At 39.5% G+C, this 12,666-nt stretch carries 11 protein-coding genes and 1 pseudogene; 7 read left to right on the top strand and 5 right to left on the bottom strand.

The annotated features are described in order from the left end of the window. Window positions 1-159: 159 nt before the first annotated feature. A complete protein-coding gene (locus HT689_RS02380; protein WP_173225788.1) occupies window positions 160-810 on the bottom strand; it encodes a metal-dependent transcriptional regulator in 651 nt (216 codons plus the stop codon). 111 nt (window positions 811-921) lie between these two features. Between HT689_RS02380 and HT689_RS02375 the strand changes: the two genes are divergently transcribed. Both HT689_RS02375 and HT689_RS02370 read left to right on the top strand, forming a co-directional pair. Continuing rightward, complete coding sequence (locus tag HT689_RS02375; RefSeq protein ID WP_173225791.1) at window positions 922-1,764, top strand: metallophosphoesterase family protein; 843 nt, start codon at window positions 922-924, stop codon at window positions 1,762-1,764. Between the two features lie 75 nt (window positions 1,765-1,839). Continuing rightward, window positions 1,840-2,277 (top strand): Rrf2 family transcriptional regulator, encoded by a 438-nt coding sequence (locus tag HT689_RS02370; protein WP_173225794.1) that lies wholly within the window; start codon window positions 1,840-1,842, stop codon window positions 2,275-2,277. A gap of 208 nt (window positions 2,278-2,485) precedes the next feature. Here the strand turns inward: HT689_RS02370 and HT689_RS02360 are convergent, their stop codons facing one another. Further along, complete coding sequence (locus HT689_RS02360; RefSeq protein ID WP_173226938.1) at window positions 2,486-3,559, bottom strand: DUF2974 domain-containing protein; 1,074 nt, start codon at window positions 3,557-3,559, stop codon at window positions 2,486-2,488. Window positions 3,560-3,714: 155 nt separating this feature from the next. Between HT689_RS02360 and HT689_RS02355 the strand changes: the two genes are divergently transcribed. The 4 genes from HT689_RS02355 to HT689_RS02340 all read left to right on the top strand — a co-directional run bounded on the left by HT689_RS02355 (window position 3,715) and on the right by HT689_RS02340 (window position 9,012). Further along, window positions 3,715-4,392: a response regulator transcription factor gene (locus HT689_RS02355; protein ID WP_000548991.1), complete on the top strand. Its 678-nt coding sequence runs from the start codon at window positions 3,715-3,717 to the stop codon at window positions 4,390-4,392. Continuing rightward, a complete protein-coding gene (locus HT689_RS02350; protein ID WP_173251547.1) occupies window positions 4,385-5,359 on the top strand; it encodes a sensor histidine kinase in 975 nt (324 codons plus the stop codon). Before HT689_RS02355 ends, HT689_RS02350 begins: the two co-directional genes overlap by 8 nt. A 799-nt stretch (window positions 5,360-6,158) precedes the next feature. Further along, window positions 6,159-7,670, top strand: coding sequence for an ABC transporter ATP-binding protein (locus HT689_RS02345; RefSeq protein ID WP_004242726.1), 1,512 nt, complete (start codon window positions 6,159-6,161; stop codon window positions 7,668-7,670). A gap of 292 nt (window positions 7,671-7,962) precedes the next feature. Further along, window positions 7,963-9,012, top strand: coding sequence for a DUF389 domain-containing protein (locus HT689_RS02340; protein ID WP_173226942.1), 1,050 nt, complete (start codon window positions 7,963-7,965; stop codon window positions 9,010-9,012). 151 nt (window positions 9,013-9,163) lie between these two features. On the opposite strand, the gene thrS is transcribed toward HT689_RS02340, so the two are convergent. The 3 genes and pseudogenes from thrS to HT689_RS02330 all read right to left on the bottom strand — a co-directional run bounded on the left by thrS (window position 9,164) and on the right by HT689_RS02330 (window position 11,803). After that, a complete protein-coding gene (thrS, locus tag HT689_RS02335; RefSeq protein WP_173226944.1) occupies window positions 9,164-11,107 on the bottom strand; it encodes a threonine--tRNA ligase in 1,944 nt (647 codons plus the stop codon). A 40-nt stretch (window positions 11,108-11,147) separates the two neighbouring features. After that, a pseudogene (locus HT689_RS09945) lies at window positions 11,148-11,356 on the bottom strand (hypothetical protein). A gap of 102 nt (window positions 11,357-11,458) precedes the next feature. After that, window positions 11,459-11,803, bottom strand: a complete 345-nt coding sequence (locus HT689_RS02330; RefSeq protein WP_173226946.1) for a hypothetical protein — start codon at window positions 11,801-11,803, stop codon at window positions 11,459-11,461. A 204-nt stretch (window positions 11,804-12,007) separates the two neighbouring features. On the opposite strand from HT689_RS02330, the gene rpsO reads away from it, so the two are divergent. Continuing rightward, on the top strand, window positions 12,008-12,277 hold the full coding sequence (rpsO, locus tag HT689_RS02325; RefSeq protein ID WP_001018251.1) for a 30S ribosomal protein S15: 270 nt from the start codon (window positions 12,008-12,010) through the stop codon (window positions 12,275-12,277). Window positions 12,278-12,666: the final 389 nt, after the last annotated feature.

The following is a 12,666-nucleotide window of genomic DNA, read 5'->3' as shown; positions in this document are numbered from 1 at the left end:
AAACCTCCTTTTTTCATCTGTTAGTGACGGAATAGTTTATATATTTATTATACAATATTTAGTTAAAGAGCGAAAGCGTTTACTATTGTTTTTGATGCAAAAAATAGATGAGAAAACCCTGAAAATAAAACTTTCAGGGTTGGTATGGTACTTGAGAAATTAGTCGATTTTTTCGACATAGAGTTGTTTGGCAATGTCTATATTCACTTGTAATTCCTCGTCTTTACTAAGGATAGTGAAGGTGTTGCTGAAGCCATCAAACTGCTGGACTTGGAGCGGATCACCGATGTGAAGTGAGTGCTTGTCCAGATAACTGAGAATGTCAAAACTATCGTGCACCCGAGTCAGGCGGTAGGCGCCAGCCTCCTTGATGTCAGCTAGTGGGAGGTTATTGATTTCAACCAAGAGTTCTCCCTTAGCAGGAATAGTTCCTCCGTGAGGGCAGGTCTTGGGGAATCCAAGCAATTTATCCAGTCTTTCCACGAACAGGTCAGAGACAGTATGTTCCAAGACCTCAGCTTCCTCGTGAATCTGGTCACTAGTATAGTCTAAATGATGAACTAGAAAAACTTCAATCAAGCGGTGTTTACGGTAGAGCTCAGAGACCAGTTTGAGTCCGATGTCAGTAAGTAGATAACCGCATTCCTTGTCCTTGAGGATGAGATTTTCACTCTTCATCCGTTTAATCATTTCAGTTACGGCAGGGGGAGAGACTTGCATGCGGGCCGCAATTTCCTTGTTGGTGATTTTATGCAGGTCTATGCCGATTTCATAAATACATTTTAGATAATCTTCTTTATTCGGGGTCATTCGTTTCCTCTTGTCTAATATCTTTATCTAGTATATCAAAAAAAGCTAGATTTCTCTAGCTGTGACTTTTTATGTTATACTTATTGCAAGAGAAAAAACGAGGAGATGGATATGACGAAAATAGCTCTTCTTTCAGATATTCATGGAAATACCACCGCCTTGGAGGCTGTTTTGGCAGATGCTCGGCAGTTAGGAGTGGATGAATACTGGCTTTTGGGAGATATTCTCATGCCAGGGACAGGGCGTAGAAGGATTTTGGACTTGTTGGATCAACTACCGATTACGGCTAGAGTTCTGGGGAACTGGGAAGACAGTCTGTGGCATGGTGTCCGTAAGGAATTGGATAGTACTCGCCCCAGTCAACGCTATCTTTTGCGCCAGTGCCAGTATGTTTTAGAGGAAATTTCCCTAGAAGAAATTGAACTGCTCCACAATAAACCTCTTCAAATTCATCGTCAGTTTGGGGATTTGACGGTGGGAATTAGTCACCATTTGCCTGATAAGAACTGGGGGCGAGAGTTGATTCATACTGGGGCGCAAGAGAATTTTGACCGCTTGGTGACCAATCCGCCTTGCGATATTGCTGTTTATGGTCATATTCACCAGCAGTTGCTTCGTTACGGGACTGGTGGGCAATTGATTGTCAATCCGGGTTCGATTGGGCAACCTTTCTTTTTGGACGCTCAGCTACGGAAGGACTTGCGAGCCCAGTACATGATTTTGGAGTTTGATGACAAGGGCTTGGTAGATATGAACTTCCGACGGGTAGACTACGATGTGGCAGCTGAATTGCAGCTAGCTAAAGACCTGAAACTCCCTTATTTTGATGTTTACTATGAAAGTCTGGTCAATGGTATCCACCATACCCACAATCAGGAATTTCTGAGAGAATTAGCCCAGAAAGAAGGTTATGATAGGGAATTAGATGCCTGGTTAAAAGGTGGTAACGATTGACATTACAACTAAAAAGGGTATAATAATAGAAAAAGAAGAGTAGAGGCAGGGTAGCCTCGTAAAAAGGAGAAGAGGATGCAAATTCCAAGTAGATTTACCATTGCGACTCATATGCTGATAATTATTGCCCTCGAGGGGAAGGAAAACAAGGTGACCAGTGATTTTCTGGCTGCTAGTGTCGGGGTCAATCCTGTCATTATCAGAAAGACCTTGTCCCAGTTGAAGAAGGCAGAGCTGATTTCAGTAGCGCGTGGAACAGGGGGAACAGAGATTGTTAAGGATCTCAAGGATATTAGTCTATTAGATGTTTATCAAGCGGTCGAATGTCTTGGTAAGACTGGTCAACTCTTCAGTTTCCATGACAATCCGAATCCAAATTGTCCAGTTGGAGCTCATATTCATGATGTTTTGGATCAAAAATTGGAGAGAATCCAGCTGGCTATGGAGGCAGAGCTTGGTCAGACCAGTTTAGAACAGGTCGTGGCTGATGCAGAGAGTCAGATGAAGGATTGAATTTTTCTTTAAAACAAGAAAGCTTATGAGAAGGTTTTTATACTCAATGAAAATCAAAAAGCAAACTAGGAAGCTAGCCGCAGGTTGCTCAAAGCACTGCTTTGAGGTTGTAGATAGAACTGACGCAGTCAGTAACCATAGCTACGGTAAGGCGACGCTGACGTGGTTTGAAGAGATTTTAGAAGAGTATTACCTTTTCATAAGCTTTTTATCTATTTTTCCATGCTTGGTAACGGGTATCAATCAATAATTGAGTGAGGCGTCCCATGGTTTTCCTTTCTTCTGGAGTGAGGGATTGCGCTTGGACGAAGAGATGATGAATGTGTTCGATAGCTTTTAAGGAAGACAGGTCATTGATGGAGCTAATACCAGCATCAAGAATAGTGCCAAAGAAGAGGTCAAAGTAGAGCTGGAGTTCCTCATCAGGGACTGTGGCCACCCACTCCTTGAAGGTTGTGTCGACTTGTTGGCTATCGCTGTTGGTCTTTTCCAGTTGGACAAAGTGTTTGTCCTCAATCTGCCAACTAAAGGTATCATGCTGGGCGATACCACCCAAGGCAGTACTTTGAACAATGATTTGGTGGGCAGGGATTTCCAACATCATACCGATAATGGAACCTTGTGGAATAAAGACCTTGGTTCTATCCATTATCCTTTGATAGCCCTCGGTTTGTGTCAATTCTTTGTGGAGACCAGGCGCATCAAAGGTATAAACTGCTGTGATTTGATTTTGCAAGCTTTTCTCAATTTGGCTAGCAGCATAGATGGCTAGATTTCCTCCCTTGGAATGCCCGGCCAGAATGACCTTTTGCTTAGGATGTTGGGCAAAAAAGTTCTTTAAATAGCGGAGGGCATGCTTTTGAGCAGGAATTTCCTTCATATAGGTTAGGTGGAAATCTTCCTTCCAGCCAATGATACTGTCATCTGTTCCACGAAAGACAATCAGATAGGTGTCGAGAGTGAGGCGGTAGGTCATAGCCGCAAATTGTTTTTGCAGTTCAGGGTCGATGTCGTTGATGAAATGGGAGAGTTTGCAATTTTTGAAGCGCTTGTGTTGAGCTAGTTCATCTAATAGCTGGAGGCGATTTTTACTGGTCAACATGTTAGGTTCTCTTGGAACCTGAGGTGCTAGGTCTAAAAGACGCTGAGGAGTTGTGGAGACCAGATTATCAAAGGAGAGGTAGGTGATTTCTGTTAAGGCTAGAATATCTAATTCATTTAAAGGAAGGTCGTAAAAGGAATCGTGTGCGACATCTTTCAGATAATCAAAAATATTGACCATAAGAGCTCCTTTCTTTTTATTTATCTTATCAAATTTCCCTCAAATTATCTAGTAGGATTGCCTCACTATGTTGGATAAAAACAAGCTATGTCAAATTCAGTTTCAGACCTTCTAGCATGGAAAAATCTGTTATAATAATAGAAAAGGAGGAGCGCATGCACAAGATTTTATTAGTAGAAGATGATCAGGTTATTCGTCAACAAGTCGGGAAAATGCTCTCTGAATGGGGATTTGAAGTGGTTCTGGTAGAAGACTTTATGGAAGTTTTGAGCCTTTTTGTTCAGTCGGAGCCTCATCTGGTCCTCATGGATATTGGTTTGCCCTTGTTTAATGGATATCACTGGTGTCAGGAAATTCGCAAGATTTCCAAGGTCCCCATCATGTTTCTGTCTTCGAGAGACCAGGCTATGGATATTGTCATGGCAATCAATATGGGGGCGGATGACTTTGTGACCAAGCCTTTTGACCAGCAGGTTCTTTTAGCCAAGGTTCAGGGCTTGTTGCGTCGTTCCTATGAGTTTGGGCGTGACGAGAGTTTACTGGAATATGCTGGTGTTATCCTCAATACCAAATCAATGGATTTACATTATCAAGGGCAAGTCTTGAATTTGACCAAGAACGAATTCCAGATTTTACGCGTTTTATTTGAGCATGCAGGCAACATCGTAGCACGTGATGACCTTATGCGGGAACTTTGGAACAGTGACTTTTTCATTGATGATAATACCCTCTCTGTCAATGTGGCTCGATTGCGTAAAAAGTTGGAAGAGCAGGGCTTGGTAGGATTTATCGAGACCAAGAAAGGGATAGGGTACGGATTAAAGCATGCTTGATTGGAAACAATTTTTTCTAGCCTATCTGCGTTCCCGTAGTCGTCTGTTTGTCTATCTGATTTCTTTGACGTTTCTGCTCTTACTCTTTCAGTTTTTATTTGCCAGTTTGGGAATTTACTTTCTCTACTTTTTCCTGCTGTGTTGCTTTGTAACCATCTTATTTTTCACTTGGGATATATTGGCGGAGATGCAGGTCTATCGTCAGGAAATTCTCTATGGGGAGAGGGAAGCCAAATCTCCATTGGAAATAGCCTTGGCTGAAAAATTAGAGGCGCGTGAGATGGAACTCTATCAGCAGAGGTCAGATGCAGAAAGAAAACTGACGGATTTGCTGGATTACTATACCTTGTGGGTCCATCAGATTAAGACCCCCATTGCAGCCAGTCAACTCTTAGTTGCAGAAGTGGTCGACCGCCAACTGAAGCAGCAATTAGAACAGGAAATTTTCAAGATTGATTCCTATACCAATCTAGTTTTACAGTATCTGCGTTTAGAAAGTTTCCATGATGATTTGGTCTTAAAGCAAGTTCAAATTGAGGACTTGGTCAAGGAAATAATTCGTAAATATGCTCTTTTCTTTATTCAAAAAGGCTTAAATGTCAATCTACATGATCTTGATAAAGAAATCGTGACGGATAAAAAGTGGCTACTAGTGGTTATTGAGCAAATCATCTCAAACAGTCTCAAGTACACCAAGGAAGGTGGTCTGGAGATTTATATGGAAGGCCAGGAACTCTGTATCAAGGATACAGGAATCGGGATAAAAAACAGTGATGTCCTCCGAGTCTTTGAACGTGGCTTTTCAGGATATAATGGACGCCTAACCCAGCAGTCATCTGGACTTGGACTTTACCTATCTAAGAAAATTTCTGAAGAACTAGGCCACCAGATTCGCATCGAGTCTGAGGTTGGAAAAGGAACGATAGTGCGGATTCAGTTTGCTCAAGTGAACTTAGTCCTTGAGTGAGAAGAGACAATGAGTTTTTACCCAATCTCTTTTTGCTATATTTCAGGATATTTGAAGACTGTTTTTTACAAAACAAATAATAGAATTTTTAATACGGAATATAGTATAAATACTGGTTCAAAGTGAAGTTTTGTATGCTTTATACTTTTGTTGAGTATAAAATCTATAAACTAAGGGTGAATTACAAAAATTAATTTGAGATGAAGTGAATTGTAGACTTGGGAAATGTCTCCTATTCGATTTCAGAATGAATCGTTGATACAGGATTAAAAGAACTGCAGCTTTCTTTTTATTTTGAATGAGATAGGTGTATATAGATTTGTGTAACTGGTGTAGAACTGTTTCCAAGAATTTATTGAATGTATCGAATACACACATTCTATTGATTTTGAACCAGTTTTTAATTTCTAAATGTTATAATAGTTTTATCAAGTAAAAGGAGACTGCCATGATTGGAGACAATATAAAATTCTTACGAAAATCATATAATCTGATATAACCAGAATTTTCACGGATTGTGGGTGTGTCACGAAATAGCCTAAATCGTTAGAAAAAGATGAAAAAGCTTACTTTCAATAGAAGTATTGGAAATATTCATTTTACATCTATCAAAGAAACATGGGATAGACCTATATTTTACAAAATAGCAAATTATATTTTGAATGATAGTAAAAACTGCAGTACTTGTGTGATTTACAATTATTGCACTCAATGTCCGAGTATCGCACTATCTGAAATAGGGAATAGTAGAGATTGTTCTGCGATATGTAAAAAAACGCATTAGCAAGGAGTATCGTATATGCTACCATATCTTAAAACTATTAGATGGTATCTCTTCTTTAATTTTCTTTTTGGTGTAGTATCGAATATCTGCACAGCTTTGTTACCGTATTTCACGCAGGCATTAATCAAAGGGGATTATCAAGTAGCTCTATATGGTTACTCTATGTCAGTGGCTGGCTATTTGAGTTGTAACTATATCCAAATGATACTTGATTGGAAGCAGGGGATTATCTTTTCGACTACTTTGAAAAATGAGTGGTTTCGTTCACTTCTGGGACTCAGTCACCACGATTTCAAGCAGAAAACAGTAGCAGAGTATATTTCCTATCAATCTAATGACCTAGATTCGTTGGAAAAGGATTACCTTCCTCCATTGATGAGTTTTATCAAACAAATTTTACGTATTATCATTTATGCTTTCATTATTAGCAGAACAATTAATCCTATTGTATCACTGATTTTAATCTTTTCCACTGGAATTAGTATTCAAATTCCTAAAATCGTTGGGAAGTTGACCGCTAATCGTAGACAGGTTTACTTGAAAAAACAAGGAGATTACTATCGAACTTTGGAGGATTTGCTCATGGGACATCATTTGGTAAATAAACTAACTATGTCGCATTTTTTGAATCAACAAAAGAGTTCTCTAAAGAATTTGCAGGATAAGTATTTTAAGTATGGTTTGACAAAAATTACAGGCATCTTATTGACAGGTGTTTCGTTTGAATTCATTAGTCTTGTTCTGTTTATTTATTTAGCCTACTCTCTATCTCACCAGCAACTCGGTATTCCTGAGGTGGTGGCGAGTTTCGGATATATTAATGCTTTTTCTGAACCAATACAGGAAATCCTTTATGATTTACAAATGTTAGAGTCCGTAAAGCCTGTAATCAAGAGTTTTCAAAACATTGTTGGGAGACCCGTTTCAGTTCAAGCACCTCAACATTCTTTTGATACGATTACTTTGAAAAACATTTCCAAACAACTGGGAGAATCAAAATTGATAATTACTTCCGCTACGATTCAAAAAGGGGATAAAATTGCGCTTATTGGTAAGAATGGGTCTGGAAAAAGTAGTCTTCTCAACATTTTAAATGGAACAGATGAAGATTTTGAAGGACAAATTGTGCTAGATGGGCTTGTTTTGGACCATCTTTGGGGAAGATTCGGTATGATTCTGCAACAAGAACATACATTTATTTCGAGTTATGAAAATAATGTAACGCTATTCAATAGTTTCAATGAAAAATTCAGAGAAGAAGATTTTGAAAAAATTCCACCACAATCCCTGTCAGGTGGTCAGCAACAACGAATGTATTTAAATCGTGAGAAAAATCGTAAAAATCCATTGCTTATCCTAGATGAACCTTTCTCTGCCTTGGATACTAATCAGTTTAAAATGGAATTGGAAAGAGTTCTGGAACTACCAAGTGCCGTCATTGTTACTTTACATCGCCAAAACGAATTATTAAGTAAGTTTGACCAAGTTTGGGAAATTAAGAATGGAGAACTTGTAATTTTGAAATAGCTAAATTATAAAGAATAAAACGCATATTATCAGGAGTTCAGAGGAGATACCGGTTTTTCTTTTTCTAATAAGGAATCTAAAATTTCTTGCTTTATATATCTGTTCAATTGATAGATTTCGTCAGAGAAAGACTGTAAAATTTTTGATATAATGTTAAGGATAGACTGACGGATACTTAGAGGATGATTTTCAAAAAAATTACAGGTGAGAAGAAAATATGTAAGATTGGACAGAAATCTCTCTACCATCATCCATGCAGAAACAAGATTATATGAAATAAAAGGAGTAACCAATGAACGGAAACTATTCAACACGTGAATACCGTGAGAAATTATATGATGATCTTCATGTTCGATTAAGAGATACAGTGATTTTGATGTGTGCGATTTTTATTGCCTCTATCGGTCTAAATATGAATTCAACAGCTGTCATTATTGGAGCCATGCTGATTTCCCCTCTTATGACACCGATTGTTGGACTGGGGTTTGGTTTAGCTATTTTTGATACGCGTTTAATCAAGCAATCTCTAGAGGTTTTATTTACTCAAGTATTGGTCAGTTTGCTTGTCTCGGCTCTGTATTTCTGGATTTCTCCCTTATCTTATGAAAGTAGTGAATTGATTGCACGAACCTCTCCAACCATTTGGGATGTTCTCATTGCTATTGCTGGTGGGATAGCAGGCGTAATTGGGTCAAGGAAAAAAGAAGCAAACAATATCGTGCCAGGAGTAGCCATTGCAACAGCTCTGATGCCACCTATCTGTACTGCAGGATATGGTTTAGCTAATGGAAATGTACGATTTTTATTTGGAGCTCTTTATCTTTTCTTGATCAACTGTGTCTTTATCATGCTAATCAACATTGTTGGAACAAGAATTATGATGAGAAAATCTCCCTTAAGTTCATTTAAAGAGCTAAACATTAAAATGAGAATTGGGTTGATATCTTTGATTGTATTATTGATTCTTCCAGCTAGTTATTCAGCAGTCACTCTGACGATAGATCAAGCGCGAAAAGAAGGAATCAAACAGTTTGTAGGAAAAGAGTTCGCCAATCACACGGTCATTAATCAAGTCTACAAGTCAAGGAACAATGAATTGGTCTTGACGGTTGTTGGAGATCCGATTTCAGAAGAAGAAATAGAAATGCTCCACCAAAAACAAGCCTCTTACGGTATTCAATCTGTTCAATTGAAAGTCAATCAAGTTCATAATTCGACAAAATTAGACAGTGATACGACCAAGGAATTTTATGAAACCATTAACAAGTATATCGATCAAAAACTCTCTGAAAAGGATTCACAAAAAGATCTCGTAAAAGAAAATGAAGCAGACAAGGAATGAGGATATTGACCTTATCTAACTCATGAAAGAAAATCTTGTGTGGTGGTTTGGTCAATCACTACTAGCTCGGATTAAATAAAATATAAAAAAGCAACAGCTGAAATAGTTGTTGCTTTTTAGGTATCTAGGATTTTATCCCAGGTTTTATCTCTTATTTCTCAACGCGTGATTTGTTGGCGATATCAGCTAGGATAGCTTGAACAAAATCATCAACTGAGACAGTTTGTGTTTCTTTTTGTCCGTAGCGACGAACGTTGACTGTTCCGTCTTCCATTTCCTTGTCCCCAACGATCAATTGGTAAGGAATCTTGCTTGTTTGTGAAGCACGGATCTTGAACTGCATTTTTTCATTGCGCTCATCTACATCTGCACGGACACCGCGGTCACGGAGTTTCTTAGCCACTTCCCAAGCGTAGTCCACGTGTTTTTCGTTAGATACTGGGATGAGGGTTACTTGGTGTGGTGCAAGCCATGTTGGGAAGGCACCCTTGTAGTTCTCAATCAAAATAGCTGTGAAGCGTTCCATGGTTGAGATAACTCCACGGTGAATCATAACTGGACGGTGCTCTTCGCCATCAGCTCCGATGTATTTAAGGTCGAAGCGTTCTGGAAGCAAGAAGTCAAGTTGGATAGTAGAAAGGGTTTCTTCTTTTCCAAGGGCTGTCTTAACTTGAATATCCAATTTTGGTCCGTAGAAGGCTGCTTCACCTTCAGCTTCAAAGTAGTTAACACCCATTTCATCAAGTGCTGCACGAAGCATAGTTTGGGCATTTTCCCACATCTCATCGTTATCAAAGTACTTGTGAGTATCTTGAGGGTCACGAAGAGAGAGGCGGAAGCGGTATTCAGTCAAGTTGAAATCTTCATAAACATCGATAATCAACTGAAGGGCACGCTGGAATTCTTCTTGGATTTGTTCTGGAGTCACAAAGAGGTGACCGTCGTTGAGTGACATTTCACGTACACGTTGAAGACCAGTGAGGGCACCAGATTTTTCATAACGGTGCATCATACCGATTTCAGCGATACGGATTGGCAACTCACGGTAAGAGTGAACATGGTGTTTGAAGACTTGGATGTGGTGCGGACAGTTCATTGGACGAAGGACAAATTCTTCCCCGTCACCCATGTCCATAGTTGGGAACATGTCTTCTTGGTAATGATCCCAGTGACCAGAAGTCTTGTAAAGTTCAACAGAAGCAAGTGGTGGAGTGTAAACATGTTGGTAGCCAGAAGCCAACTCTTTGTCTACGATGTAGCGTTCCAATTCACGACGAATAGTCGCACCATTTGGCAACCAGAATGGAAGCCCTTGACCAACCTCTTGAGAAATCATGAAGAGGTCAAGCTCTTTACCAAGTTTACGGTGATCACGTTCCTTAGCTTCTTCACGCATTTGAAGGTAGTTTTTCAAGTCTTTCTTGTCAAACCAAGCTGTACCGTAGATACGTTGCATCATAGCGTTGTCGCTATTTCCACGCCAGTAAGCACCTGCTACATGGAGAAGGTGGAAGATTTGGATACGGCCTGTTGATGGGACGTGAGGGCCACGGCAAAGGTCTACATATTCACCCTGACGATAGATAGTCAAACCACCTTCGTCTTCAGAGTGTTCTTCAATCAATTCCAACTTGTAAGGGTCGTTCTTGAAGATTTCACGTGCCTCGTCTTTAGTAACTTCTTCACGGATTGATGGGAAGTTTTCTTTGACAATTTTTTGCATTTCTTCTTCGATACGAGGAAGGTCTTCGTTAGAGATTTGACCAGTTGAGTTGTCAGTATCGTAGTAGAAACCATCTTCGATGGCTGGACCAACTCCCAAGTGAATGTCTGGGAAAAGACGACGAGCTGCTTGGGCGAACAAGTGAGCTGCTGAGTGACGCAAGATTGGAAGGGCATCTTCGTGATCAGGTGTCACGATTTCGATGCTTCCATCTTCAGTGATAGCACGAGTAGTGTCGATGAGTTTGCCGTTGAATTTACCAGCCAAGGCCTTTTTAGCTAGGGAATTGCTGATAGATTGGGCAATTTCAAAAGTAGTAACGCCAGATTCGAATTCACGAACAGCGCCATCTGGGAAAGTAATGTTAATCATGATGTTCTCCTTACTTATATTATTGACGAATATGTTAACCCTATTCTGAAAACAGGGACAGAGGATTGTGAAAGATAGAAAAACAAAAAGCGACATCCTCAAAAGGACGTCGCAACGTGGTTCCACCTTCATTTATGTTCCTCAAAAGAGAGGGACACCTCTGATTGGCTCTAACGTGGCCACCGTTTTATGTTTTCATAAAAAACTCAAGAGTAGTATCAGTTTAGGCTCTCTATGCGTTTCCAGCAACCACGCACTCTCTAGTAGAAAGGGACTAAGTGACTTGTCTCTATGGATTATTATAGCATGATTGTGAGATTTTTCAAGGATTTTGTGAAAGTTTTTTGTTTTTCAGTTTTGTAGAATATGCTTGATGCCAATACCGGAAGCCATGCCCACCAGAGCCAAGGTTTCATAGATTAGCAAGTAAATTAGTATAAACTCACCAAAGGTTATGATAGTAAAGCAAAAGAGCAGTCCGTTACCAATTAACCACCAAAGTGAGAAACGGAAACGGTAGCTATAAAGTAGCGATACAATCAAGATTACCAGAGGTGTAAAGAAGAGAATATTATTTACGTAGAGACTCTTGAGAAAAAGGGGGTCAGAAATGATTAGTGATAACAACTGATAAAGTGGCCAATAAAAGAAAAATATGACCAGATAGTAGGGGAGATGGGAATAGAATCTACGCATGATAATCACCTCGTTTTAAAAAACAGATAACTTAGATTTCTTACTATAATTATTATAGCATATTTAAAACAAGAAAGTAAATCTGTTGACAAAGAAGTTAGTTATTGATAGAATAGTGAATGTCGTAAAGACAAATAACTTCTTCTTGGTTACAGGCATGCCAACCTGTCACTCGGATGAAGCCAAATAAAAAGGAGAAACATCATGGCAATCTCAAAAGAGAAAAAAAATGAAATCATTGCACAATATGCACGTCACGAAGGTGATACAGGTTCAGTAGAGGTTCAAGTTGCTGTCCTTACTTGGGAAATCAACCACCTTAACGAACACATCAAACAACACAAAAAAGACCACGCTACTTACCGTGGATTGATGAAAAAAATCGGTCGCCGTCGTAACTTGCTTGCATACTTGCGTAAAAATGACGTTAACCGTTACCGTGAGTTGATCAACTCTCTAGGACTTCGTCGCTAATCTTGCGTCTAAAACGTTTCTATACTTCGTTGGCTTCGGCTCGATGTACCATTAGTACAATATTCGCCTCGTCGCCTAGTCTATAAACGTTTTATCCAGCAAGACTGGAGCTCTCTGATTTTAAGAGGGCTTTTTTTGTTGTCACCTTACCTTGGTATGCTCAAGTACTATCTTTGCTTATGCTTCCTAGCATTGTAAGGTAAAATAAACCAGCTTTTCTCCCTTCGGGGAGATTTTTTTGTTTCACTAAAAATTTCGTACAATCTTCGGCTTACCGCCTAATCTATAAACGTTTTATCTAGCAAGAATCGTGATGCTAAGGGCGTCAAAATTCCGTATGAAAATAGGGAAAGGATACCGTGTTCGATGAACACAAGGAGTTTCATCTT

The organism is Streptococcus sp. 2342 (genome assembly GCF_013276795.1).
Classification (GTDB): domain Bacteria; phylum Bacillota; class Bacilli; order Lactobacillales; family Streptococcaceae; genus Streptococcus.
Note: the sequence above shows the minus strand (reverse complement) of the source record. Positions and strands in the feature narration are given on the sequence as shown.

What these genes read in the sequence shown, in the direction of transcription:
- HT689_RS02380 (WP_173225788.1), bottom strand. Translation starts at nt 810, where the DNA reads ATGACCCCGAATAAAGAAGATTATCTAAAATGTATTTATGAAATCGGC.
- HT689_RS02375 (WP_173225791.1), top strand. Translation starts at nt 922, where the DNA reads ATGACGAAAATAGCTCTTCTTTCAGATATTCATGGAAATACCACCGCC.
- HT689_RS02370 (WP_173225794.1), top strand. Translation starts at nt 1,840, where the DNA reads ATGCAAATTCCAAGTAGATTTACCATTGCGACTCATATGCTGATAATT.
- HT689_RS02360 (WP_173226938.1), bottom strand. Translation starts at nt 3,559, where the DNA reads ATGGTCAATATTTTTGATTATCTGAAAGATGTCGCACACGATTCCTTT.
- HT689_RS02355 (WP_000548991.1), top strand. Translation starts at nt 3,715, where the DNA reads ATGCACAAGATTTTATTAGTAGAAGATGATCAGGTTATTCGTCAACAA.
- HT689_RS02350 (WP_173251547.1), top strand. Translation starts at nt 4,385, where the DNA reads ATGCTTGATTGGAAACAATTTTTTCTAGCCTATCTGCGTTCCCGTAGT.
- HT689_RS02345 (WP_004242726.1), top strand. Translation starts at nt 6,159, where the DNA reads ATGCTACCATATCTTAAAACTATTAGATGGTATCTCTTCTTTAATTTT.
- HT689_RS02340 (WP_173226942.1), top strand. Translation starts at nt 7,963, where the DNA reads ATGAACGGAAACTATTCAACACGTGAATACCGTGAGAAATTATATGAT.
- thrS (WP_173226944.1), bottom strand. Translation starts at nt 11,107, where the DNA reads ATGATTAACATTACTTTCCCAGATGGCGCTGTTCGTGAATTCGAATCT.
- HT689_RS02330 (WP_173226946.1), bottom strand. Translation starts at nt 11,803, where the DNA reads ATGCGTAGATTCTATTCCCATCTCCCCTACTATCTGGTCATATTTTTC.
- rpsO (WP_001018251.1), top strand. Translation starts at nt 12,008, where the DNA reads ATGGCAATCTCAAAAGAGAAAAAAAATGAAATCATTGCACAATATGCA.